This window comes from Cylindrospermum stagnale PCC 7417 (assembly GCF_000317535.1).
In the GTDB taxonomy this organism is placed as follows: Bacteria; Cyanobacteriota; Cyanobacteriia; order Cyanobacteriales; family Nostocaceae; genus Cylindrospermum; species Cylindrospermum stagnale.
This window is the reverse complement of record NC_019757.1, coordinates 6,907,392-6,931,973: the sequence shown is the minus strand read 5'-3', so window position 1 is coordinate 6,931,973 and position 24,582 is coordinate 6,907,392. Positions and strand designations below refer to the sequence as shown.

Genomic DNA, 24,582 nt, shown 5'->3' with positions numbered 1-24,582 from the left:
CTCCAACATATGTGGATTACCTAATTACCAAAACGCTGTGGAGAAGTTGGTGTTGATCAATAAAGGTATGTTTTAAACAAAAGGTGAAACAGAATGATATTTATCGTTTATACCACTTTTAGAGTTTTCAACAAATGATTGAGAGATGCCATCTGTATTTTAATGAAATTAGACAATCATAAAACTTCAATTATTCCTTCTCCAATCAGAAACTAAATTCGCAGAAAATACTAAAGCCATTAATTATTATTTCAAAGTATCCTATTAAATAGGACTACTAAACTTGTTAGATATTTATCAATACCGTTCATTTAATATCATGTCCGGTTGAATACTTATCATATCTGTGAGGGCTGGTAATGGGTAATTGGTAATTGGTAATTGGGAAAAAGGAAAACAGCAATTACCAACAAGGCTAAACTTATTATAAGTAATTAACCGGACTTGATATAAGATAGTTTTTCGATTGGGCAGAAAGATAACAATAACCAATAAATAGCTTTTTAATATTGTTTTTCCTGCTCAAGCCAACCACACAAGCTTGGTTCTTTCTCGAATTTAACCAAATTGGTTAATGTCTGAAAAATCGATTTTTCAGACTTTATTTACAGGATAAAATTGCCTAAATCCGAATTTAAATTATCCAAATGAAGATGGCAATGTAGTTAATTAGCAAACTACGAACCCAAAGGAAACAGTCCAAAATAAATAAACAGGAGAGAAATCATGAACTCTACAGAACTCACTTTAGAACAGCAGGTAAAAATCAAGATTTTAGAAATGCATGTTCAAGGATTATACCATTTCACAAAATGCCTGATTCAAATAAAGAATTTACAGCAATCTCAGATAGCTTGTGAACCAACGACGAGAGAATTAGTCTGATTATAGGAGACAGGGTGCAATGAAAACATCAAAAATAGATGCGTTCACCGAATTCGTTCAAAATACGAAACGTCCGAAAGAACCTAAACTAGGTTGCAGATTTTAATTTTTAATTGTTTAAGTAATAGCCCATAGCAGGGAACCACAGCGGGGTTAGCGTCATCTTTAAACCTACCCGGTCAGGAATGCTCTAGCAAAAAATGGATGAGGTGCGATAAATCAACCGCCTTTACGTCCGCAGAGCAACTGTCAGGCAGTAATTTTAGATGTTCAAGGTACAATGGTATGAAAAGCATAATCAAGCTATTCCCCCAAACTGTTGTTTTAACCCTCGCATTAACCAGCTTGTTAGCTTGTGGAATCGGCATTACTAGCAAAAACAACGCTGTAGCTGTTCCTAGTCCAGAACAGCTACAATTGTCCCAAAATAGCCAAAATACACTGCCAAAAGCTATTTCTAGGGCGGTGCTACGGGATGCCGCCAAGCGTTCTGGGGTAAGAATTGCGGCTTTAAAGATCACTCAAGTTACATCCCAGACCTTTAGCAATCCCTGCCTTTTCAATTTTGGGGAGATTTGCACCAAGGAATATAACCCGATTCAGGGCTGGGAAGTAATCGTTCAGGTGCAGGATCAATCCTGGACTTATCATGTAAATAAATCCGGCTCGCAAATCGTTTTAGATCCCAAAGTCACTGTATCTAGTGCTGACAAACTGCCAAAAGAAATCGCTTCTTCAGTTTTGAGCGATGCCTCAAAGCGTTCTGGATTACCAAGTAATGCTTTAAAAATCACTCAGGCTACCCAAAAAACCTTCAGTAATCCCTGCTTTTTCGGCTTTGGCGAAGTCTGCACCCAGATATTCGACCCCGTGGAAGGATGGTTAGTGATTGTTAAGGTTAAGCAGCAGTCTTGGACTTACCACGTGAATCAATCTGGGGAGCAAATCGTTTTAGATCCCAAAGTCAGCGCGACTCCTAGCAAATAAATCTTTGGCCCAAGTCATATTTGCCGAAATCTCATAGTATATAATGATGGATCGTGTTGAATTAAAGCCAAACCATGCCTAAACTCAAGACCCGTAAAGCAGCTGCGAAGCGATTCCGTGCCACCGGCACCGGTAAAATTGTGCGTCGCAAAGCCTTCAAAAGCCACCTTCTAGAGCACAAGTCTTCTAACAAAAAGCGCGGTTTACGCCAAACTGCCCTTGTACATGAAACTGACGCAGACAACGTGCGCTTGATGCTGCCATATTTGTAAATTTTTCAGGAATTAAGTCAGGAAATTAAGTTATGACCCGGGTAAAACGCGGTAATGTAGCTCGTAAACGCCGCAATAAAGTTCTCAAACTAGCTAAAGGGTTTCGTGGTTCCCACTCAACTCTGTTTAGAACAGCTAACCAACAGGTAATGAAGGCCCTACGGAGTGCCTATCGCGATCGCAAAAAGAAGAAGCGCGATTTCCGTCGTCTCTGGATTACCCGCATCAACGCAGCCTCCAGACAGCATGGCTTGAGTTACAGCCAGTTGATCGGCAACTTGAAAAAAGCTGAGATCCAACTAAATCGCAAGATGTTGGCACAATTGGCAGTCCTCGATCCTGCTACCTTCGGCAAAGTCGCTGAATTAGCAAGTCAACAGAAAGGATAAAGGTGGCAACGGATGAATAAAAGATGTAACAGATGGTCAGGAATTAATCGGTTACATCTGATATTGTCCGCCACCCTGATTTTGTGTTTGTGTTTCTCCTTCTTGGGGACAGGATGGATTGCATCTGCCGCCCAAATGCCTGAAATTCAGCGGCGGGGCTATCTAAAGATCGCAGTTAAAGATAATCTACGTCCTTTGGGATTTAGAGATGCTAACGGCAATTTACAAGGGTTAGAAATTGACTTGGCAAAGCGCTTGGCAGTTGACTTACTAGGTAAAGCTGATGCCGTCAAGATGCAACCAGTAGCCAATAGCGATCGCCTGAGAGTCGTTTTAGAAAAAAAAGTTGATTTGGCGATCGCTAGAGTCACAGCCACCGAGTCCCGCTCCCGCTTAGTGAATTTCAGCGTTCCTTACTACTTCGATAGCACAAGTTTTGTTACAAGCAACGCCTCTATCCAGGAGTTAAGAAATTTAGCTAAACGAAAAATTGCTGTACTCAACAACTCCAGCACTATTGCCCAGGTGCGATATTTTATCCCGACGGCTGAATTAGTGGGAGTGAATTCCTACACAGAAGCGCGATCGCTAATCGAAAGCAACAGCGCCGATGCATTTGCCGCCGATACAAGCATTCTGAGTGGTTGGGTGCAAGAATATCCCGAATATCGCCTACTGCAAACCAAGCTATCAACCTTCCCCTTATCGGTAGTCATGCCCAAAGGATTGCAGTACGATGAGTTAAGACGACGGGTGAATAATGCGATCGCTCGTTACATTGAATCCGGCTGGCTCAAAGAACGTACCCAGTATTGGGGAGTAGGGGATGCCCCCTACAGTAGTCAAGAAGAAACAACGGATAACTGACAAAAATCTGATAATAGATAGAGAAGCAACTTTTATATTTGTATTTTGTATTTGTAGGCAATGGATAATAATTTAGCGGTTGTTTATCTCTCAGTTTTCATTGGCATACTCGCATTTGCGGCTGTAAGCGTTTTTCGTGAGATATTTAAATCTCGCAAGCGTGAAAACGCTCTGTCACGCTTGAGAAAAAAATTGGATAAAGAAAAAGGTACGGCTCAAGAATATTATGAGTTAGCCAGTATTTATTCTGAAAAAAAAGTATTTGCCCAAGCGATACCACTGTTTCAAAAAGCTATTAAAGCAGCGGTCGAAGAGGAAGAAGAAATTGCTCCTATTTACAATGGTTTGGGTTATACTTACTTTGCCCAAGAGCAATATGATTTAGCGATTCGTCAATACAAAGAAGCCCTCAAATATAAACCCGACTACGTAACAGCACTGAATAATCTTGGTCACGCCTACGAGCGAAAAAAATTAAATGCTCCGGCGCTAGAAATGTATGAACAAGCACTCAAATTAGCTCCAAATAACACTACTGCAAAACGTCGTGCTGAATCTTTGCGTCGTTTGGTTACTGGGTAATAGCTGATACTGTTGGCAATTTGTTGAGAAATTAGTCTCTTAATCATTCGGTTCCTGAGCTATAGCCAGGAAATAGATAAATACACATTGTTGTAAACATCTAAAGTGATGATTAAAAGGCTGAGGTGGTTTTTTAGGCTAGCTATTGTCATCATTGTTTTCATTTCTATCTCACTCGGATTGATGGCAATATTGTCCGCTCAACAGCCGATTATTTCCCATCCTTTGACTTCGTTAACAGAGGCAGAAATTAGTACGGCTGTTTCGGTGCTCAAACAAGAAAAAACCTTGAGCGAAACCGCAGCTTTCCCGATTATTGCCTTGCAAGAACCAGACAAAAACGAAGTTATAGCTTTTACACCTGGTAAACCATTTACACGCCAGGTTTTTTTGGTAGTCTATGAGCGATCGCAAAATAAAACTTTTGAAGGTATTGTTGATCTAAAAACCAAAACCTTACATTCTTGGAAACAAATCCCCAATGCTCAACCTGCCTTATTTCCTCTAGACTACAAGTTAGCAGAAGAGGTAGTCAAATCTCATCCCCAATGGCAAAAAGCCATGCAAAAGCGGGGAATTACAGATTTCGATTCTATCCAAATCAGTTGTTGGGCACCAGGAATATTGAGTCAACAGGAAGAAACAGCAGGTAATCGCCTGTGTCGCGCCTTATCTTACTACAAAGGCAAACACTGGAATTTTTACGGTAGTCCCATTGAAGGTGTTTTAGCAACCGTCGATTTGAACAAAGGTAAAATCGCCAGCTTTGTAGATAACGGTGTAGTTCCTTTTTCCAAAGAAAACTGGGACTATGATATTAAGTCTTTAGGCAAATTACTTTCACCACCGAAAGCATTAAACATACTCCAACCTCAAGGCAAAAGTTTCCAAATAAACGGCAATGAAATTAAATGGCAAGGTTGGCAGTTTCGCTATCTAATGCATCCCCGTGATGGCTTAGTGTTGTATCTGGTAAATTACAGCGACGGGGAAAATGTTAGACCGGTGCTATATCGCGCCAGCCTATCAGAAATGGTAGTACCTTATGGCGATCCCAATCCTAACTGGACATTTCGCAACGCCTTTGATGTTGGGGAATATAGCCTTGGGTTGTTAGGAAACAAGATGGAATTAGGTAAAGATATTCCAGAAAACGGCGTTTTACTAGATGCCGTATTTGCTAATGGTCACGGAGAAACTTACACAATGCCAAAGGTTATCGGCATCTACGAGAGAGATAACGGCATCCTCTGGAAGCATTATGAATTCAACACCCAGCGTAATGATCTGCGTCGCAGTCGTGAATTAGTCATCAAAATAACGGCAACAGTTGACAACTATGATTACGGCATCAATTGGATCTTTCACCAAGATGGCACTTTAGAAATTGAGAACGAGTTAACGGGTATTATGCTGACACAGGGAACAACGGCTGAAAAACAGTCTGAGGCTAATTCCTATGGTCAGTTAATCGCCAAAAATATCTTTGGGGTACATCATCAGCACTTTTTTAACTACCGCCTAGATATGGATGTAGATGGTCAGGCGAATTCTGTGATGGAAATGAACGTTTTCGGCTTACCCATCAATGATCAAAATCCTCTAGGAAATGCCATTGTAGTAGAAAAAACCCCATTGGCAAAAGAAACCGCTGCTGTGCGTGATTTGGATATGAAACACAGTCGAGAATGGATGATAAGTGCAGATAAAAAGAATGCTTTGGGTGCTGCGCCTGGATATATGCTAATGCCGGGAGGAAATTCGCCATTTTTCCCCGTAGAAAAAGCGAAAATCCGTGAAAAAGCTGAATTCGCCACTCATCATGTTTGGGTAACAAAGTACAAACCCGGTGAACTCTATGCAGGTGGCGATTATCCCAACCAAACCAACCCCGGACAAGGTTTACCACAATATATCGCTGATGACGAGTCTTTAACAGGTGAAGATGTCGTGCTGTGGTACACAATGGGCGTCACCCATATTCCGCGACCAGAGGATTGGCCCGTGATGCCAACTCACCGAGTTGGGTTTAAGCTGATCCCTAGAGGCTTCTTTAGTCGTAATCCCGCAATTAATTTACCTGAATAAACCGATTTAGTAGAGACGTTACATTTAACGTCTCTACATTTGATCAGGCGATTGGCATACGGTTGTGCGGTTGGCGATCTCGCTTTTTGATTGGGTGTTCAGGTGAAGATTGCGATCGCGCCTTAAGCGCCCAGTATCTATAGCTACTAGAGCCACTAACCATGGGGTAGCTGACTGTACAGCCCGATATAGTAACTATAGGTCATATTTATGAGTGATAGCGCAAACTTTATCAACATAAACACCCATCGCTAGTTATAATTTCCTAAGAAGTTGAAAAAAGTATTAAGATTAGCGTAACTATTACATTAAGATAAAAATTACGCTTCTATCTCACCAACTAGCTAAAAACCACATTAGGAGGACTATCTATGGCGCTTGTACCACTGCGGCTGCTTTTGGATCACGCGGCTGAAAACGGTTACGGCATCCCAGCTTTTAACGTTAACAATTTAGAGCAGATTCAGGCAATCCTGAAGGCCGCTGTAGAAACAGATAGCCCTGTAATTTTACAAGCTTCTCGTGGCGCCCGCAATTATGCTGGTGAAAACTTCTTACGCCACCTGATTTTGGCAGCGGTAGAAACCTATCCTCATATTCCCATTGTCATGCACCAGGATCATGGTAATGCTCCTGCTACCTGCTACTCAGCAATTAAGAACAACTTCACCAGCGTGATGATGGATGGTTCGCTGGAAGCTGATGCTAAGACCCCCGCTAGCTTCGAGTACAACGTCAATGTTACCCGCGAAGTGGTGAATGTAGCTCATGCTCTAGGTGTGAGCGTTGAAGGTGAACTCGGTTGTTTGGGTTCTCTGGAAACTGGTGCAGGTGAAGCTGAAGATGGTCACGGGTTTGAAGGCACACTCGACCACTCCCAATTACTAACTGACCCCGACGAAGCTGTTGACTTCGTAGAAGCAACTCAAGTAGATGCTTTGGCTGTGGCTATCGGTACCAGTCATGGTGCTTACAAGTTTACCCGCAAGCCAACCGGCGAAATTTTGGCAATCAGCCGCATTGAAGAAATTCACCGTCGTCTACCTAACACCCACTTGGTAATGCACGGTTCTTCTTCTGTACCTGAAGATTTGCTGGCACTGATTAACCAGTATGGTGGTGCAATACCAGAAACCTACGGCGTACCCGTGGAAGAAATCCAAAAGGGTATCAAGAGCGGTGTGCGTAAAGTCAACATCGACACCGATAACCGTCTAGCGATTACCGCTGCTGTACGTGAAGCTTTGGCTAAAAAACCAGAGGAATTTGACCCCCGTCACTTCCTCAAGCCTTCTATTGTATATATGCAGAAGGTTTGTGCTGATCGCTATGCACAATTTGGTACTGCCGGCAACGCTAGCAAGATTAAGCAGATTTCTTTGGAAGATTTCGCTGCTAAGTATGCTAAGGGCGAACTCAAGGTCAAGGCTGCTGCTAAAGTTTAATTCTTCTCTAGTATAAATAGGGCATAGCATTGCTATGCCCCTACAGTAATAAATAAACCGGGTGGCGCATAAGTCCCCCGGTTTTTTACTGCCATGTTTAGGGTGGAAAGTGCTCATTATTTTTGGTCTTATGAATAAGCAGGATGGTTAGAGGATGTTTGAAAAGTATCAAAATTGATCGAGATCCCCCTAACCCCCCCCTTTTTAAGGGGAGCCAGCACGCAGAACTGTCTTGTCTCCACGCCACATGCTTCTCCCAAGGGGAGACGCTGCGCGAACAAGTCGGCGGAGCCGACGGCAGTCGCTTTATGCCGGGGAACCCTTTCGGCAGTCGCTCATGGGGGAAACCCCCAAGACCGCGCTGCCTCACCACCGCGCTGCCTCCCCAACGCAGTGGCTCCCCATGAGCGACTGGCGTGGATTCTGGGGGATCTACGAGTGCTTGATTTATCACAAACAACTTTTCAAACACCCTCTTAACTTAAAATCAACTATCTCCCAAACCCAACCTATCCAAAATAAAGGCATATTCAAAGGCTTGTTCTCGTAAACTTTCATAACGGTCAGATGCACCACCATGTCCTGCATCCATGTTGGTTTTCAACAGGAGAATATTGTTATCTGTTTTGAGTTCCCGGAGTTTGGCTGTCCACTTGGCTGGCTCCCAATATTTGACGCGAGAATCATTTAAGCCGGCGGTAATCAGCATATCTGGGTAATGTTTCGCTTCGACGTTATCGTAGGGTGAATAAGATTTGATGTAGTCGTAATAAAGTTTGTCGTTAGGATTACCCCATTCTTCCCATTCCATGACTGACAGAGGCAAGGAAGTATCTAGTATTGTAGTTACTATATCTACAAAGGGCACATGGGCAACTACTGCTTTAAACAGGTCGGGACGCATATTGATGACTGCTCCCATCAATAAACCGCCCGCACTACCGCCGGTAATTACTAGGCGTTCGCTTGCTGTCCACCCTTCGGTAATTAGATATTCAGCACAAGCGATAAAATCGGTGAAAGTGTTTTTTTTCTGCAAAAATTTACCTGACTCATACCACTTACGCCCCATTTCTTCGCCGCCACGAATATGAGCAATGGCAAACATTACTCCTCGATCTAACAGTGTAAGTTGAGTTGATGAAAAAGACGCAAAATAGGCTTGTCCGTAAGCACCATAACCTGTGAGTAATAAGGGATTTTTACCGTCTTTTTTGATTCCCTTTTTGTAAACGATGGATATGGGAACTTGGGTTCCATCTTGGGCTGTAGCCATCAGCCACTCACTGTGATATTGAGTTTTATCGTAACCTCCCAAAACTTCTGTTTCTTTTTTCAATTCCCGCTGATTGGTTTCCATGTCGTAATCGAAAACCGATTGTGGTGTGATAAATGAGGTGTAATGAAAACGTAAGATATTAGTATTAAATTCTGGATTATTGCCTTCAGAAAAATCATAGGTAGGCTCAGGAAAGGTAATACTATGTTCTTCACTTGTTGTGAGGTTTTGCACTCTGGCAGTTTCCAAACCTCGATTTATTTCATAAATTACTAAGTAATTGGCAAAGAGACTAATGCCTGATAGCATGACATCATCTCGATGGGGAGTTATGGTTTGCCAATTGTCTTTTGTTGGCGCAGCGATAGGAGTTTTGACTAATTTAAAGTTGGTAGCTGCGTCATTAGTCAGGATATAAAAGTAATCGCTGTGATGTTCAATATCGTATTCTATCCCTGTAGTGCGTGGGTAGATTAACTGCAAATTACTATGGGGATAATTAGCATCTAAATAGTGAATTTCTGTGGTGATAGTGCTTTGTAAAGCTACTAAAATATATGCTTCGCTAGAGGTTTTGTCTATATATAAAGAGTAAGTATCGTCTGGTTCTTCATAAAGTAGCACATCCTCCGAATCGGGTGTGCCTAGGGTGTGTCTAAATAGTTGATAGGGACGGCTAGCATCATCAACTTTAGTGTAAAAACAGGTTTGGTTATCGTTAGCCCATGCAAAAGAACAATCTGTATTGAGGATGGTTTCGGGGTATAACTGGTGCGTGGTTAGATTTAGGAAAAAAAGTGTGAATTCTTCAATACCTTCGGTATCAACTGAATAAGCTAATATTTGATGATTGGGACTAATTGCTAATACACCTAGGTCAAAAAAGTCATGTCCATTGGCTAAGATGTTTTCATCTAGTAAAATTTCTTCGGGCGCATCTAAACTTTGATGTTTGCGGCAGTAAAGTGGGTAAGCTTTTTCGGCTTCTGTCCGGGAATAATAGTAATAGTCATCTTTGCGGTATGGTACTGACAGGTCAGTTTCTTTGATCCGCGCTAGCATTTCGTCATAGAGTTTTGTTTGCAGTGCTTCTGTGTGCTGCATCATAACTGTGGTGTAAGCGTTTTCGGCTTCTAGATAGGCGATCGCTTTTGGGTTGTCGATGTCGCGCAGCCAAAAGTAGTCGTCTACTCGCTGATCGCCATGCAACTCTAAAATCTGGGGCTGTTTTTCGGCGACGGGTGCTTTCACAATATTTTGGACAATTTTATTTTTATTCATATTTGCTTTTTTCACCTTGATGCTGATGTGTAGCGACTTAGTTTTGTTGTGATCTATGAGGAACTGGAAAGCTCAGTTTTGCGGGGTGAGTTTTTTTTCAAGGTACACAAACCAATGGCTGGTATAATTCCGAGAATAACTGCTGTCAGTCCTTGTTCAATTCCATACAATATCGGCGGGCGATTGGATTCAGGGATAACACCTTGGACGAGAGAAAGTGACCAAATTACAAGACTGATGCAGCAGAAAGAAATTGATGGTAAAAAATTCCACCGCCAAGCACTTGCTGTGTAACGCCGCAGCACTAACCACTGGCAAATTCCTAACCAAATTCCCGCCAGAATATATGAGGTAGTTGATAAAAATCCAAAAATGACGTTTGCCTGTGGTGATAAACTTTCATTTAAAGATGCGGCAATAGACGAAATATAGTTAATCCAGGCTGTAGAAATACTGTTGGCAATCAGCCAACCGATGCTAGTGGCCAGCAACCACAGCCAACCGGATAAATATCGCCGCAGAATTAGGGCTTGATTGGCGGCGAAAATGACTGCAAACAGAATGTTGCTGAGATATCCAATCAACATCGCCGACTGGGCAGAATCTGGTGGTGACAAGCTGGCGAGAATGATTGTTTCTAAAGCTATACTAGCAATTCCACCTGTGACCCACCCCAGGACAGTGATGAAGGTAAACTGGATCAAGAACCGACGGCGCTGGGAGCGGGGGATGAAAAACTTGCCTGTATGAGGTATGTTTTGATCATCGGCGGTGGTGGGGGAACTGTTGGAGTCGGTTGACATATAAAGTTAGGTAAAGCTGCAACTAGCGCTTTTGAAGCCAGCCTCCTGAAAAAGCGTAATCTCAGAATGATAAGCTAAACAGTGGCATAAATTAAGTGACTTAGGATGAAGTGTTAAATGGGTGTTTCCTTAACGGCTCCTCATCTCCTGCGGGCTGCTCGTGGTGAAGTTGTAGATCGTCCCCCGGTATGGATGATGCGACAAGCGGGACGATATATGAAAGCTTACCGGGATTTAAGGGAGAAGTATCCTTCATTTCGCGATCGCTCGGAAATTCCAGAAGTAGCGATTGAAGTTTCCCTACAACCTTGGAGAGCTTTCCAGCCAGATGGAGTGATCTTATTTTCTGACATTGTCACTCCTTTGCCTGGTTTAGGCATTGACATGGACATTGCAGAAGGTAAAGGCCCGATTATTCACTCGCCCATTCGCACATCTGCACAAGTCGATCACCTGCATCCCTTAGATCCAGAAGCAGCCCTGCCGTTTATCAAAACAATTTTGCAGGCATTGCGTCAGGAAGTGGGCAATCAATCAACGGTGTTAGGCTTTGTGGGTGCGCCGTGGACATTGGCAGCTTATGCGGTGGAGGGTAAAGGATCGAAAACTTACTCGATCATCAAAAATATGGCATTCACAGAGCCAACGATGTTGCATCAGTTGTTAAGCAAATTGGCTGATGCGATCGCCATTTATATGCGCTATCAAATTGATTGTGGTGCTCAAGTTGTGCAAATGTTCGATTCTTGGGCAGGACAATTGAGTCCTCAAGATTATGATACCTTTGCTCTGCCTTACCAAAAAAGGGTTTTCCAGCAAGTCAAAGCAACTCATCCCGATACGCCTTTGATTTTGCTCGTTAGCGGTAGTGCAGGTGTGCTGGAGAGAATGGCACAATCCGGTGCGGATATCGTCACTGTAGATTGGTCAGTGGATATGGCAGATGCACGGGCGAGATTGGGTAAGGATGTTAAAGTCCAGGGAAATCTTGACCCAGGTGTGTTATTTGGTTCTAAAGATTTTATTCGCGATCGCATTTTGGATACGGTTCGCAAAGCCGGCAATTGGGGACACATCCTCAATCTCGGTCACGGTGTACTACCAGAAACACCAGAAGAAAATGTCGCTTTCTTCTTTGAAACAGCAAAAAAACTGAATGCACTTGTATAACCGAGTGTTTCCCCGCTTCTGTAGGGGCGGGGTTTCCCCGCCCTCTCTCTCTGTAGTTGTTAGTTTTTGCATTTACCTGAAACAGCAGCGTGAGGTGAGGAGTGTAGTCTGACCATATTTGAGCGTAGCGAAAACCGGAAAGACTACGACGAGACGAACAAAATATTTTGTCTTGGATAACACACCTATCAAAATATCTGTTACTATGAATATGTAAACACGGTAAGGTCGATACCATGTATAGAGCGATTAAAGTGAGAATTTATCCAACTGACGAGCAAGAGTCTTATCTATCTCAGTGTTTCGGTAACACTCGATGGTTGTGGAATTATATGCTTAATGCCACGACTACCGCTTATAAAGAAACAGGAAAAGGACTTTCTAAAGCAGCTATGGATAAGTTGCTTCCTCTTTTAAAAAAAGAATATGAATGGTTAGGACTTGCGTACAGTCAAGTATTGCAACGAGTAACATTCAACCTTTCTAGCGCGTTTGTTAATTTCTTTGAGGGGCGTGCTAAATTCCCTAACTTTAAATCTAAACATGGTTTGCAATCAATTCAGTATCCCCAAAACGTAAAACTAATACCACAGGACTCTGTTGTTAAGTTTCCCGGTAGTTTGGGATTAATGAAAACTGTGTTTCACAAAGAACTACCTGATGCAAAATTCACTACTGTAACAATATCCAAAAATGCAGACGGTAGATACTACGCTTCTATTCTTTTTAATCAAGCTGATAATCCAGTAGTGGCAATTAGAGACGCTATTGGAGTTGACTTAGGATTAAAGAATTTTGCTATAACTTCAGAAGGCTCAAAATATGACCTACCCAAAAAACAATTAGCAAAGTTAGAAAAGAATAGAAAACGCCAGCAGAAAAAGTTAGCTAAGAAGACAGATAAAACTTCTAACAAACGTCGTAAAGCCAAACGCTTAGTTGCAAAAGTCTCTAGCAAAATAGCTAGAGTTAGAGAGGATTTTCTGCACAAGCTATCTCGCAAAATAGCATACGAAAACCAAGTTATTTGTGTAGAAGATTTAGCAGTTAAAAATATGGTGAAGAACCATAACTTAGCAAAAGCTATCAGTGACCAGGGATGGGGGATGTTTCAAACCATGCTCAAATACAAAGCCGAGAAATTTGGTCATACCTATATTGAAATAGGTCGTTTCTTTCCATCTTCTCAACTTTGTAGCGAGACTCTACTACCAATCCCAATGCTGCAAAAAGGTTATGATTCATTGGGTGTAAGATTTGTAGATTGCCCTCACTGCCAGAAACAGCATGATAGAGACATCAACGCTGCAATAAATATTAGAAATGAAGGATTGCGAATTTTGGAGTTAGGGACTAGCTCTTCTGCCCTTGGAGGGGATGTAAGACCAAAGTCTTCGGGACGTAAAAAATCTACGAAGGTCGAGGCAATCCCTGTTGAATTGGGAAGCCTACACTGTACCGAAAGGTCAGTGTAGGTAGTTCACTCTCAACTAACAACCAAAATTTTAAACTTCTATGAACAAGAAACGAATTTTAGTAACCGGCGCAAGTGGCTGTATAGGTCACTATATAAGTGAAGCCTTAATTAAAAACACAGATCACGAATTGTATCTGTTAGTGAGAAACCCCAGTAAACTGCAAGTTGATACCCAAGCACGTCCTGGTATCCATGTTTTGCAGGGTGATATGCAAAAAATTAGTCAATTTGCCGAGTTATTGCCCACCATTGATACGGCAGTACTAACGGCAACATCTTGGGGCGGCGATGGTATATTTGATGTGAATGTCTTCAAAACTCTAGAGTTGCTGAGTCTGTTAAATCCAGATAAATGCGAACAGGTAATTTATTTTTCTACTGCTAGCGTTTTGGACCGCCACAACCAACTACTGAAAGAATCCGGGCAAATAGGTACAGATTATATCCGTACTAAATTCCATTGTTTACAGCAGTTAGATAAATTAGCGATCGCCCCGAAAATCACCACTGTATTTCCCACCCTAGTTTTAGGCGGCGATGACAAAAAGCCTTATTCTCATCTAACATCTGGTATTCCAGAAGTTACCAAATATATTAACTTGATTCGTTTTCTACAGGTGGACGGTAGTTTTCACTTTATCCACGGGCGAGATATTGCCACTGTAGTCGAATATTTAATTAATGAACCACCCAAAGAAGACGAACCACGCCGATTTGTTTTAGGTCAATCTGAGTTAAGTGTCAATCAAGCAGTAGAAGAAGTCTGCGCCTATTTGGGTAAAAGGATTTACTTTCGCATTCCCCTGTCTATCGCCTTAGCTAATGTGCTGATTAAAGTATTTCGCATTCAAATGGCTGCATGGGACAGGTTTTGTATGAACTATCGCCATTTTACTTACGACAATATTATCAATCCTGATAGTTTCGGCTTGCCAAATTACTGTGCAACCATGACCGATGTTTTGAAAATTAGCGGCGTCGAAACGGGTAATCCAAAAAATAAATGAGATATAGAACAGGCGGGACGCCTATTCTACGAAATATTTTCCGGCTTTAAGGCGCGACGGGCTAATTTGGCGTAAGTTTTGACTGTGGTGTAAGGCATCTCTAAATCATCGGCTATCACCTGCAATGATTCGCCCATATCCCGCCGTGCGAGGATGGTTGCCCATGTTGCAGCAATTTTATCAGTGCGATCGCCACCTGTCCGTTTTCGTTGTGCTGTAAATAGCGCCGTCAGTTGATCAATTCGTTCTCCCAGCATATTTGTCAGCAACTGACTGGATGTAGCAACTTCCGGTTTTACCAAGTCTAAGCGAGTTTGCCCTAGTCCAAAGGTGGTTTTGTGTCCCGTTCCACAATAGGGAGCGAGTTCTACCAAAGCATAAAACAACTGAGTAAATTCAGTATTAGCCAAAGCCGTTTTACTCAAACCACAGGAAACTGTCCCTGTAAACCCAGTCACTGAACCCCGTTTACCTGCTGCCACTTTCACAGATTCCAAGCGGTGCTGATGGATGATCACCCCTTCATCAATCCAGTTGAGAAATGCCTCTTGTTCTACAGCCATTCCCGAAAAATCATTCCAGCGTCGCAAGTAGCTGTGGAAAAGATTAACCGGAACGGGAAGCGGGAAATGATGACCTTTGCGACGAAAGCTAGTAGGTGAAACAAAGCTGAGACTAACGTTAGAATGTTTTGCTGTAGCTGAGTTCAACAGTTGAGCATAAGTGGTAGCTGGATGGGCAACACTCACCTTTGTTATCAGCAGCGGAGCATCTTTTAAGTCTAGGGTTTTTGGCAATTGGCTTAACCATTGACTGAGAAATTGCACCACTCTTTGAGAAAGTCCGTTAACGTGCCAGCGATAAATTTGGTTTGCTTGCAGTTGCAATTGTCTCCCACTGGGGAGGAGTTGACCTTCTAGTGAAGAAATATTAAAGGGTTTTTCTGATTCCCCATCATGGAGATAGGCGGAAAGGTCTGGGTTAAATTGCCGCACTTGGTCAAGAAACCAAGCATGGAGTCCAATTGTGTATTGAGAGTAAAGGGAACTGGAAGTAGTTGGCTGAAGGTCAAAAACCAATCCTACTAGCTCTGTGTCATCTGCCAATGTGGGCATAGAGGAAAAAGACTCTGATTTTGCCTTGGCTTTGCGACTGGTGGATGCAGCTGCTCTTGGCATCGCTGGATATTATATGATTTTGCCTATTTTACTCTATTTCCGTCCCCCATTGGAGATTATTTTTAATTAATTGGATAACTGTATTAGGGCTTATATCAGGTCTGTTTAAATACTTAGGATCTACCCACAGATCCTAACACCCCACCCCGCAAGCAGAGCTACCGTGTACACACAAGTTATCCGAAAAAACCTCACCCTGTCCTAACGGACATCCCTCTCCTTGCGAAGGAGAGGGACAGGTTTTGCTACGCAAAACCAGGGTGAGGTTTTGTTTCCCGTGTTCGCACAACCATAAATTTCATAGAGAGACTTGTGTGTACACGGGTAGGCAAGCAGTGAGGGGAAACAAAACGCAAAGGAAGGCGGGGTGGGTTTCTTTGCCTACGGCACGCTCCGCGAACGGGAATATAAAGTAATTTGCCGAACATGATATTACCCTCGTTCCAGGCTTTTTTAATGCGTCTCTTTACTACCCGTAGGGTGCGTTCCCTAACGCACCAATTAGCATTTTTAATCACTCAAACCATACGCCATATTCACTATTTCCTGTCCGTTAAGTCCTTAGTATGTTTGTGCAAAAATCTGGTAAATTTCTGTTTCAGTCCCCTTGCGGGGAATTAGTTAGCGGAAAGACTTGATGAAGTCTGCCCAGAGTGGCAGTCAGATTAGTTTCAGTCCCCTTGCGGGGAAGTAGTTAGCGGAAAGGTGGGTGGGTATCGCACCCTACTCTAGATTTACATGTTTCAGTCCCCTTGCGGGGAAGTAGTTAGCGGAAAGCTAAAGCTTTTTTGTATGCTGCTATTAAACAACATATAAAATGTTTCAGTCCCCTTGCGGGGAAGTAGTTAGCGGAAAGCACCAGCAATCCCATTCACCTTGTGAAAGATGATGGCTGTTTCAGTCCCCTTGCGGGGAATTAGTTAGCGGAAAGAGTATGGGCAGGGGGCGACTGCTGACCAAAAAAGGAGTTTCAGTCCCCTTGCGGGGAATTAGTTAGCGGAAAGCTATCATCAGATATGCCTTGACCGTATAGCTAAAGTTTCAGTCCCCTTGCGGGGAATTAGTTAGCGGAAAGCCTTTAAGCTCAGTAGCACCCGATGAGACTCTCTGCTGGTTTCAGTCCCCTTGCGGGGAATTAGTTAGCGGAAAGTTCTAAGTTGACTAAGTCCCTAACTTTTTCCCCAATATTGTTTCAGTCCCCTTGCGGGGAATTAGTTAGCGGAAAGGGCCAAGCCAGCACTAGCTATTGAAGTGGAATCAGAATGTTTCAGTCCCCTTGCGGGGAATTAGTTAGCGGAAAGTCCATATTCTCAGCCTTCGCAGTAGCTATAGATTGTTTCAGTCCCCTTGCGGGGAATTAGTTAGCGGAAAGATCGCCTGCGCCTCGACCAATCTACTAGGGTTAATCTGTTTCAGTCCCCTTGCGGGGAATTAGTTAGCGGAAAGTTATGCTGTATCCAAAGGTAAAAAAGCTGCTTTAGGTTTCAGTCCCCTTGCGGGGAATTAGTTAGCGGAAAGCGTAACGATAAATCCTGCCACCGTAGGCGCTATTAATGTTTCAGTCCCCTTGCGGGGAATTAGTTAGCGGAAAGGCGATCGCCCAGTCGTTTTCATCCTCACTAATAAGTTTCAGTCCCCTTGCGGGGAATTAGTTAGCGGAAAGGCAATCTGTTAAATCCGCGATCGCTACAATTGCTCCAAAGTTTCAGTCCCCTTGCGGGGAATTAGTTAGCGGAAAGGCGCGATCGCCTCAAACGGCTAGAAGGCGGATTGAGGCGTTTCAGTCCCCTTGCGGGGAATTAGTTAGCGGAAAGTGCAGAGTACGGCGACGTATTCCCTTCTAGAATCATTCGTTTCAGTCCCCTTGCGGGGAATTAGTTAGCGGAAAGTCCGCCCTCTGGAAACGAGACTAGAAGCAGACTCTAGAAAGGAATTTGGCAGACCTCAAAATACTGAACAAAAATTGAGTGCAAAACACTGCCAACCGAAACTATAGAAACCTTCAAGCTATTGAATTGTCAAGGTTCTGGCGATTTGGCGAACCCCCCAGGGTTTTTGCCCCCGCTGCGGTTTGCCAAAAAACTGCTGATGTAACTAAGTTTAACAGCCTATTTGTTACTTTACCAAAAAATTGGCTGGGAATAAGGACTAAAGTCCTTACTACGAACTTGTTAATTTTGCTGTGTTCATAGTTTTTCTGAATCTTGATAAAGCTGAAATTCGGCAGCGACATCAGCTGTAATACTTTGCCGCAAATCCCAAGGACTAAGCACTTCAGCCTTTGGACGCCATGCCCGTAAACGCATCATTACATTATTATCCCCATGTCGATAGTTCACCCGGTAGTAGGCATCTTCGTGAGAACGGGCTGCAAGAACTTTCAATAATGCCTGCTGTTGTGACAGTTGCGGTGTGTGCTGTCGAATCAGACGTTGTGCTTGCTGATAGGAAATTGCTGCAAAAGTTTCATGGCGAAAGGTATGCTGAATATAGCGGTCATGATACTGACGGTCAAATCTCAAAAGCATCAGTTGAGACTGTAAGTAAAAATCAAAACCCCAAGCTTTAGATAATTGCCCTTCAATTTCTTCTGGATTCGGTAAAGTTGCCTGATTGTAGCGCTGTTGTAGAATTTGGGGAATGGCAGTATTTGTCCACTTGATGGGGGTAATTTGTTGAATTCTGTCAAGACGATAATTATACCAATCAGTTTTTCTATCAGGACTTTGCCCAAAAGCACACAGGTAAACTGCACGTTGTACATAGTAGATGCAGACTGGGTAAACTAAAGATTCGACAACATTTCCTAACCTGGCGCTGTTGTAAGTTAGTTTGATGGGTGGGACTGGAGTTTGTCCCCAAATTTCTCTCAATTCGTGTTGCCAGTCCTCTACTTGATCTATAGTGGTGCGGGGGCTGACATAATCAAGTTTGAAAAAGAACCGCCGGACACCGCAGATTTCCTGGGAATGATTTTGGGCAATGCTTGCTAAGTCTTCTTGATTGAGAAAATTCAGTTCATAACTATTGAGATTGGTAGAGGTTAATGCTGGATTTGCAGAGATGGGACGAGATGGTAACTTTTTGACGCGGTGATATTTGTGCTGTCGATATTCCAGCCAACCTAGTTTTTCCAGAATTTCTAAATCTGCTTGCAAAGAACGACGAGTTACGCCAAACAACCGCTGCTGTAGTAGTGCGTCTAATTTTTGGGAGATATTAACATGAGTAAGAAGCGATCGCTTCCATTCTGACTCATTCAATCCCGTTTTGGCATCAAACAACCATGCAGCGGTAGTTTTGGCACAAAGGCAATTGGAATCATGCAAGTCAGGGATGGCTTCTCCTCTAGGATGATTTTGATCAAAGAAAGCATCTCTCCAATCGGCAAAAGTAAAGGAATCGTCAAGCACCAAGCGGGTTTCATCCGAACCATATAGCGATACCTTCGGTGAGCAAAGCTAACGCAACCATACCCACAAACGAATTGCCCGCAGCAGGTTTTGTTTAAGGCTACCGCGTGCTAACCATTGCAGCAATTCTACTTGGGGTACATCTAAAAAAATTTGCTCGGACACTTGCTGACACCATCTCTCTTAAAACTTGATACATATAGTTTCTCTTTGCCATTCTTTCCAAGGGGGTAAAAAAGATTTAAAAGCCCCCCTTTCCAAGGGGGGTTGGGGGGATCAAATTTGTTGCCACCTTAGAGGTAATTGGTATGAATCTAGTCTCACACCAGCATAAAACACATTGGAACTAGCTTCTTCCAGCACCGTGTATGATGTAACCATTGGTTGGAAGATAGCAGCAATGAGTACTTACAAAATCGAGTTAAAAGACGGAATATTACGGATTAATTTTGGCGAACCGGCGCAGAATGACCAAATTGTGAAGGATGCGGCGGCACGGTTGGAAGAAATGGCCCAGTCGGGAGAACTGGCTGGTGGCCAGCTATTGAAGATTAATGGGCCTGTTTCTATCCCCGTAGCATTTGTCTTGGCCCATAAGCTTGCTCATATATATGGTGCGATCGCCTTTTTTGACCCAAAATTAGGTAAATATGTGGTTTCTATTACTCATAATCCAGCGTATAAATTAGGGGACTTGCTTGATTAAATTCATCACCTCTTTTATTACTCTGGAGAGAGAAAATAAACAAAACTTTTGCCTGTCTCGCCAAAATTAATTTACTTTTTTCAAAGAAAAATAAAAGTCTTGATTTCAGAGACTTTTAGATTTTCATCTGACGAAAAAATAAAAGACGGTTAAGCAATAAAGCTGCAAGGTTGTTGCCCTCATTGGTTTTTATCCAGCGCCTTAATTTATGAGTACTTACCAGATAAATTTAGAGGGTGACATCTTAAAAGTAGGATTTGGCGCTACCCTAGCCACAGGTGATCAAATTGTCCGTGATGCAGACACAAGGCTAAATGAGATGATTGCTTCCGGGGAATTACCAGGTGGTACACTGATTAAAATCAACGGACGCACATCTGTGCTAGTTAGTCAAGTTTTAGCGGCTAAATTATCGAAGTTGTATGATGCGATCGCATTTTTTGACCCCAAGATTGGCGATAAAGGACTGGATAGGTACGTAGTCACTATTAGTAATAACCCTGAGTACAAAGTTGGGGATATTTTGGATGTAGTCCGGACAAAGCAGCAGTCAAATATCAAAGTTGTGCTGTGTGGATTTGCGAATACAGGTAAAACTTGTTTTCGGGATGGTTTAAAACAGGCGTTATTGCAGATTTCCCATGCACCAGAGTCTTATATCATCTCAGGTTGTCCAGATGGAGATGGTTCTTGGTATGGGGAAACTGCACGCCGCGATTTAGATTTAGCGCAGACATTAAAAGCGGAATACAAAGCCGGATTTACCCCTGAATTCGCGCAACTGAAAGCGCAGGAAGTCAAGGGAATTAATACACCAATATTTGTCTTTGATGTAGGTGGCAAAATTTCCCCAGAAAACCGTTTGATTATGGCTGAAGCCACTCACGCAGTGATTTTGGTGAAAAATAAAACTGAAATAGCACCTTGGCAAGAATTATGTGAGTCGTTGAATTTACAAATAGTAGCTATCATTTTTAGTGATTATCACGGAACACATGACGTGATACATTCAGAAATGTCCCCTCTTCAGGGAAGCGTTCACCGTTTGCAGCGAGGGGAGAATGTTGCAGAACGCTTAGTGGTACAGGCTTTGGCGCGGTTGTTGGTGGGGTTGTGTGGGGAGTAGATAGCCAAGAGTGTAAAGTAAAACCTGAGTATTTTAACAAACATAGTTATCTGGAAATTAAAACATGAGTAACCTAAACGATTACAAAGTTAAGCATCTTTTTTTACTGGTTGGTGAAAATCCTTTACCTAATTATATAGCTGCCAGAACTTTACTAGAAAATGATGGCACAGTTTAGCTAGTGTTTACACATTCTACAAAAGAGCAAAAAAAATGTATTGAAGAAGGATTAAAAAATCAAAATCACATAAAAGTGAATATTGTTCCTATTGATTTAGTTAAATATGAATCAAATGCTTATCATATTTGCGACCGAGTTCAAAAAAAAGTACCGAAGAATGACAGCGTTGGACTAAACTATACAGGTGGTACAAAGGCAATGGCCGTTCATGCCTATAGAGCAATTTATGAAAAAAGACCTGATGCTTTTTTTAGCTATCTTGATCCACGAAGCCTAAAAATATGTATTGATAGAGAAAACAACCAACCTCTTGAATTTGATGTTCCGCTTGAACTTTCTCTCAAAGAACTATTCAAGCTACATAACAATAATTATTGGCTTGATCATAAACCCCCTCTTTTTCAGGCATTTTTGCCAGACACAATAGCAGAAAATTTTGTTGAAATTTATTCAAATATAAATTTAGCAGAATCATGGAAGAAATGGCTGAAAGAAGAACTTCATTCCTTAACAAAAAAAGGCGAGTTTTGGAAAAGAGAAGAAGACCTCAAACAAATACAAACACGTGGTATTACGATTAAATATTTACCTCCAAAAATTAGAGACATACTTCGTACCGATTTATATGCATCTACCGATGAGCTTCGCCTTGACATAACTCAAAAAAGGGGGTTTAGCAGCCTAACACAAGTCTGTGAATGGTTAGATGGCACATGGCTAGAAAGTTATGTATTACAGCAAATCAAGAAAATTGAATATGACTTTAATATCAAACAAAGCGGTATGTCTTTTTATATTAAAGACCCTGAATATAAAAGAATAAATAAAATAACATGGGAAGACGAGCCGCGTTTTGAGTTTGATGTTGCTTTCATAATAGGGTATCAGCTATTTGCTATATCATGCACAACAAGTAAATCTCATAAGTTGTGTAAGCAAAAACTATTTGAAGCACATTTACGTGCTAGGCAATTAGGAGGTGATGAAGCACGAACAGCTTTAGTTTGTTGTTCTGACACACCAGGATATATTGAAGATGAAATAAAATTTTCTATACGTGACAAAAAAATTCGCGTATTTGGAAGAGAAGACTTAGCTAATCTTGCTGGCGGTATTGAAACCTGGATTAAGCTCAATAATCAGAAGGTAGGTGGATGAGTAAGTATATTGTAACAATACTAGATTCTACTGGCATTCAGTCCTATATTTTCACCAGTAATCGCTTACGAGAAAATATTGGCGCTTCTTATCTCGTAGAGCAGGCAACTGGTAATTGGGTAAAAGATAAATTAGAAGAATTAGGAGTTCCCAAACATAGGCAAAATGAACCTATAACCAATAGTGGCTTAATCGCAGAATTGGTTTATGCAGGTGGTGGAAATGCCATGCTGTTATTTAAATCAATGGAGGATGCAAAGCGGTTTACTCGTCATCTAAGCAGACACATTTTAGAATATGCGCCTGGAATAAATCTTGTAGCCGCACACAAGGAATTTGACTGGAATGAATTACTATATGATGTAGTTCAAAATCTGATGGATAATGAACTTGAACAACAGAAAAGAGCCAGAGTTCCTTCCGTGCCATTACTAGGATTAGGAATAACTGCATCCTGTAACTCAACTCAGTTAGTTGCTGTAAATACAAGCGCAGATTATATCCAAGCAGATGAAGAAGATATTTATCTTATTTCTTCGCAAACTCAAGCAAAATTAAAAGCTGTTTCTTCAAAACATGGAGAACCAGCAAATAAAGCTCTTAAGAAATATTTTGGTGATATCTTAATAGAAAAAAATCTTCAATTTCCCTATCGGATGGATCATTTAGGTAGAAGTCAACATGAAAGCAGTTACTATGCTGTAATTCATGCCGATGGAAATAGTATGGGTAAAAGATTTGAAGCTTGTGGTGAAGAAGGGAAGAAATGCAATCCACAAGATCCAAATCGAGGCTATATCGATTGTATGCGTAATCTTTCTAAAACTGTTAAAAAAGCTGGATTATCAGCAATGCAAACAGTAGTCCAAACCCTTGCCAACTCTATTGAAAATGGAGAACTTATGGGTAAGTTTTCCATCAAAGATAATTATCTGCCTTTCCGTCCTCTGGTGTATGGCGGCGATGACGTTACTTTTGTATGTGATGGTAGATTAGGTTTAGAGTTAGCAGCAATTTATCTAGAAGCATTTCAAGAACAGAAAGTTGCTGATTTCAAAGTTTTAACTGCTTGCGCTGGTGTATGTATTGTCAAATCCCATTATCCTTTTGCTAGAGCCTATGAAATGAGTGAGGCTTTATGCAGTAATGCCAAGAAATTTTTACGTAAACAAGAAGACAAGGAATTTTCGGCTATTGACTGGCATATTGCCTCTAGTGGTTTATTTGGTTCTGTTGGTGATATTCGTCAACGAGAATATCAAGTTGCAGAAGGTGATTTAACAATGCGACCTGTCATGATGCAAAATGAAACCAATCAATGGCGCACATGGTCTAATTTCAGAAATTTAGTTAAAAATTTTAATGAAGATAAAGAATGGAAAGGCCGTCGTAATAAAGTTATTGGATTACGAGAAAAGCTACGCGACGGACAAGAAGCAACTCGACAGTTTCTCAAAGCCTATAGGATAGATACTTTACCACCAGTTAAAGAAGTATCTGATGAAATTCAAACAAGTGGGTGGGTCAGCGATAGTGATTCGGAAAATGAACTACTACGATGTGGTTACTTTGATGCTATAGAAGCAATGGAATTTTACTTTCCCTTAAATAAAGGAGAATCAGGTGATTGTCTACAAACTGAAAATTAAACTATTGAGTGATACTACCTTTGGACGTGGAGATGGGGTAGCAGGTTTAGTTGACCAAGAAGTTGAACATGACGCTTATGGATTTCCTTATTTGCGAGGACGTACTTTAAAAGGTTTATTGAGTGAAGAATGCGATAACTTGATAGCTGTATTACCTGAGAATAGTCGCCAACATTGGGAACAAGTTGCTTGTCACTTATTCGGTAAGCCAGGAAGTATCCTCAATACTAATTCATATATGCACATTGGGGATGCTTGTTTACCAGAAGATTTGAGGAAAGTCATAGCGTATCAGATGAAAACAGATAACAACCTAACTAAAGTCGAGATTTTAGAATCCTTAACAACTATTCGCTGCCAAACTGCAATTGATATGAAAACAGGAACGCCAGATAGGAAAAGTTTGCGATCATCGCGTGTAATACTGCGCGAACTCAAATTTACTGCTCATCTAAGTTTTGACGTTCAACCCAATGATGATGCTTTAACGTTGTTATCAGTTGGTACTTTAGCTTTAAGGCGGGTAGGAAGTGGTAGAAATCGCGGACGTGGCCATGTGCAGTGCCAATTATTTGACTATACTAACCAAGAGATTATAGATAATTTTATACAGCATTTTATCTAATGAAAGAAGATAGA

Annotated in this window: 20 protein-coding genes and 1 CRISPR repeat array; of the genes, 16 read left to right on the top strand and 4 right to left on the bottom strand. The window is 41.8% G+C overall.

Translation table 11 applies throughout. From position 1 onward, the window contains the following. The first annotated feature begins 726 nt into the window (after window positions 1-726). From CYLST_RS34940 to fba, 8 genes are all read left to right on the top strand, one after another. On the top strand, window positions 727-885 hold the full coding sequence (locus tag CYLST_RS34940) for a hypothetical protein (protein WP_015211387.1): 159 nt from the start codon (window positions 727-729) through the stop codon (window positions 883-885). 285 nt (window positions 886-1,170) lie between these two features. Then, complete coding sequence (locus tag CYLST_RS29430; protein WP_015211386.1) at window positions 1,171-1,872, top strand: hypothetical protein; 702 nt, start codon at window positions 1,171-1,173, stop codon at window positions 1,870-1,872. A 74-nt stretch (window positions 1,873-1,946) separates the two neighbouring features. Further along, the gene (rpmI, locus tag CYLST_RS29425; RefSeq protein ID WP_015211385.1) at window positions 1,947-2,144 is read left to right on the top strand and encodes a 50S ribosomal protein L35; all 198 of its coding nucleotides are present in this window, start codon (window positions 1,947-1,949) and stop codon (window positions 2,142-2,144) included. Between the two features lie 32 nt (window positions 2,145-2,176). Beyond that, window positions 2,177-2,533: a 50S ribosomal protein L20 gene (rplT, locus tag CYLST_RS29420; protein WP_015211384.1), complete on the top strand. Its 357-nt coding sequence runs from the start codon at window positions 2,177-2,179 to the stop codon at window positions 2,531-2,533. Between the two features lie 12 nt (window positions 2,534-2,545). Next, window positions 2,546-3,400, top strand: a complete 855-nt coding sequence (locus tag CYLST_RS29415; protein ID WP_015211383.1) for a transporter substrate-binding domain-containing protein — start codon at window positions 2,546-2,548, stop codon at window positions 3,398-3,400. Between the two features lie 60 nt (window positions 3,401-3,460). After that, window positions 3,461-3,982, top strand: a complete 522-nt coding sequence (locus tag CYLST_RS29410; protein WP_015211382.1) for a tetratricopeptide repeat protein — start codon at window positions 3,461-3,463, stop codon at window positions 3,980-3,982. Between the two features lie 108 nt (window positions 3,983-4,090). Continuing rightward, a complete protein-coding gene (locus CYLST_RS29405) occupies window positions 4,091-6,070 on the top strand; it encodes a primary-amine oxidase (protein ID WP_015211381.1) in 1,980 nt (659 codons plus the stop codon). 371 nt (window positions 6,071-6,441) lie between these two features. Further along, window positions 6,442-7,515: a class II fructose-bisphosphate aldolase gene (gene fba, locus CYLST_RS29400; RefSeq protein ID WP_015211380.1), complete on the top strand. Its 1,074-nt coding sequence runs from the start codon at window positions 6,442-6,444 to the stop codon at window positions 7,513-7,515. 487 nt (window positions 7,516-8,002) lie between these two features. On the opposite strand, the gene CYLST_RS29390 is transcribed toward fba, so the two are convergent. Both CYLST_RS29390 and CYLST_RS29385 read right to left on the bottom strand, forming a co-directional pair. Then, entirely contained in the window at window positions 8,003-10,075 is a 2,073-nt protein-coding gene (locus tag CYLST_RS29390) for a S9 family peptidase (protein ID WP_015211379.1), read from the bottom strand. 53 nt (window positions 10,076-10,128) lie between these two features. Further along, window positions 10,129-10,878, bottom strand: a complete 750-nt coding sequence (locus CYLST_RS29385; RefSeq protein ID WP_015211378.1) for a hypothetical protein — start codon at window positions 10,876-10,878, stop codon at window positions 10,129-10,131. Between the two features lie 117 nt (window positions 10,879-10,995). On the opposite strand from CYLST_RS29385, the gene hemE reads away from it, so the two are divergent. The 3 genes from hemE (at window position 10,996) to CYLST_RS29370 (ending at window position 14,532) form a co-directional block, all read left to right on the top strand. Then, window positions 10,996-12,048: a uroporphyrinogen decarboxylase gene (gene hemE, locus CYLST_RS29380; RefSeq protein WP_015211377.1), complete on the top strand. Its 1,053-nt coding sequence runs from the start codon at window positions 10,996-10,998 to the stop codon at window positions 12,046-12,048. Window positions 12,049-12,284: 236 nt separating this feature from the next. Next, complete coding sequence (locus CYLST_RS29375) at window positions 12,285-13,523, top strand: RNA-guided endonuclease InsQ/TnpB family protein (protein WP_015211376.1); 1,239 nt, start codon at window positions 12,285-12,287, stop codon at window positions 13,521-13,523. A gap of 40 nt (window positions 13,524-13,563) precedes the next feature. Continuing rightward, window positions 13,564-14,532 carry an NAD-dependent epimerase/dehydratase family protein gene (locus CYLST_RS29370; RefSeq protein WP_015211375.1) on the top strand — a complete coding sequence of 323 codons (969 nt, stop codon included), beginning with the start codon at window positions 13,564-13,566 and terminating at the stop codon, window positions 14,530-14,532. 26 nt (window positions 14,533-14,558) lie between these two features. Here CYLST_RS29370 and cas6 read toward each other — a convergent pair whose 3' ends face one another. Both cas6 and CYLST_RS29355 read right to left on the bottom strand, forming a co-directional pair. Continuing rightward, entirely contained in the window at window positions 14,559-15,710 is a 1,152-nt protein-coding gene (cas6, locus tag CYLST_RS29365) for a CRISPR-associated endoribonuclease Cas6 (protein ID WP_015211374.1), read from the bottom strand. Between the two features lie 595 nt (window positions 15,711-16,305). Next, window positions 16,306-17,599: direct repeats of the CRISPR family, unit length 37 nt; unit sequence GTTTCAGTCCCCTTGCGGGGAATTAGTTAGCGGAAAG. Window positions 17,600-17,896: 297 nt separating this feature from the next. Then, window positions 17,897-19,123, bottom strand: coding sequence for a TIGR03985 family CRISPR-associated protein (locus CYLST_RS29355; RefSeq protein WP_015211373.1), 1,227 nt, complete (start codon window positions 19,121-19,123; stop codon window positions 17,897-17,899). A gap of 400 nt (window positions 19,124-19,523) precedes the next feature. Here CYLST_RS29355 and CYLST_RS29350 point away from each other — a divergent pair, with 400 nt between their 5' ends. The 5 genes from CYLST_RS29350 (at window position 19,524) to CYLST_RS29330 (ending at window position 24,568) form a co-directional block, all read left to right on the top strand. Next, complete coding sequence (locus tag CYLST_RS29350; RefSeq protein ID WP_015211372.1) at window positions 19,524-19,829, top strand: CRISPR-associated protein Csx3; 306 nt, start codon at window positions 19,524-19,526, stop codon at window positions 19,827-19,829. A 208-nt stretch (window positions 19,830-20,037) separates the two neighbouring features. Next, window positions 20,038-20,955, top strand: coding sequence for a hypothetical protein (locus CYLST_RS29345; protein ID WP_015211371.1), 918 nt, complete (start codon window positions 20,038-20,040; stop codon window positions 20,953-20,955). A gap of 181 nt (window positions 20,956-21,136) precedes the next feature. Continuing rightward, window positions 21,137-22,294 (top strand): Card1-like endonuclease domain-containing protein, encoded by a 1,158-nt coding sequence (locus CYLST_RS29340; RefSeq protein WP_015211369.1) that lies wholly within the window; start codon window positions 21,137-21,139, stop codon window positions 22,292-22,294. Further along, window positions 22,291-23,943, top strand: a complete 1,653-nt coding sequence (locus CYLST_RS29335) for a Cas10/Cmr2 second palm domain-containing protein (RefSeq protein ID WP_015211368.1) — start codon at window positions 22,291-22,293, stop codon at window positions 23,941-23,943. Before CYLST_RS29340 ends, CYLST_RS29335 begins: the two co-directional genes overlap by 4 nt. Beyond that, a complete protein-coding gene (locus tag CYLST_RS29330; protein WP_015211367.1) occupies window positions 23,918-24,568 on the top strand; it encodes an RAMP superfamily CRISPR-associated protein in 651 nt (216 codons plus the stop codon). The genes CYLST_RS29335 and CYLST_RS29330 overlap by 26 nt, the downstream gene beginning before the upstream one ends. Window positions 24,569-24,582 lie beyond the last annotated feature (14 nt).

Bases quoted from the DNA above. Each gene is read 5' to 3' on its own strand.
- CYLST_RS34940 (WP_015211387.1), top strand. From the start codon at position 727: ATGAACTCTACAGAACTCACTTTAGAACAGCAGGTAAAAATCAAGATT.
- CYLST_RS29430 (WP_015211386.1), top strand. From the start codon at position 1,171: ATGAAAAGCATAATCAAGCTATTCCCCCAAACTGTTGTTTTAACCCTC.
- rpmI (WP_015211385.1), top strand. From the start codon at position 1,947: ATGCCTAAACTCAAGACCCGTAAAGCAGCTGCGAAGCGATTCCGTGCC.
- rplT (WP_015211384.1), top strand. From the start codon at position 2,177: ATGACCCGGGTAAAACGCGGTAATGTAGCTCGTAAACGCCGCAATAAA.
- CYLST_RS29415 (WP_015211383.1), top strand. From the start codon at position 2,546: ATGAATAAAAGATGTAACAGATGGTCAGGAATTAATCGGTTACATCTG.
- CYLST_RS29410 (WP_015211382.1), top strand. From the start codon at position 3,461: ATGGATAATAATTTAGCGGTTGTTTATCTCTCAGTTTTCATTGGCATA.
- CYLST_RS29405 (WP_015211381.1), top strand. From the start codon at position 4,091: ATGATTAAAAGGCTGAGGTGGTTTTTTAGGCTAGCTATTGTCATCATT.
- fba (WP_015211380.1), top strand. From the start codon at position 6,442: ATGGCGCTTGTACCACTGCGGCTGCTTTTGGATCACGCGGCTGAAAAC.
- CYLST_RS29390 (WP_015211379.1), bottom strand. From the start codon at position 10,075: ATGAATAAAAATAAAATTGTCCAAAATATTGTGAAAGCACCCGTCGCC.
- CYLST_RS29385 (WP_015211378.1), bottom strand. From the start codon at position 10,878: ATGTCAACCGACTCCAACAGTTCCCCCACCACCGCCGATGATCAAAAC.
- hemE (WP_015211377.1), top strand. From the start codon at position 10,996: ATGGGTGTTTCCTTAACGGCTCCTCATCTCCTGCGGGCTGCTCGTGGT.
- CYLST_RS29375 (WP_015211376.1), top strand. From the start codon at position 12,285: ATGTATAGAGCGATTAAAGTGAGAATTTATCCAACTGACGAGCAAGAG.
- CYLST_RS29370 (WP_015211375.1), top strand. From the start codon at position 13,564: ATGAACAAGAAACGAATTTTAGTAACCGGCGCAAGTGGCTGTATAGGT.
- cas6 (WP_015211374.1), bottom strand. From the start codon at position 15,710: ATGCCAAGAGCAGCTGCATCCACCAGTCGCAAAGCCAAGGCAAAATCA.
- CYLST_RS29350 (WP_015211372.1), top strand. From the start codon at position 19,524: ATGAGTACTTACAAAATCGAGTTAAAAGACGGAATATTACGGATTAAT.
- CYLST_RS29345 (WP_015211371.1), top strand. From the start codon at position 20,038: ATGAGTACTTACCAGATAAATTTAGAGGGTGACATCTTAAAAGTAGGA.
- CYLST_RS29335 (WP_015211368.1), top strand. From the start codon at position 22,291: ATGAGTAAGTATATTGTAACAATACTAGATTCTACTGGCATTCAGTCC.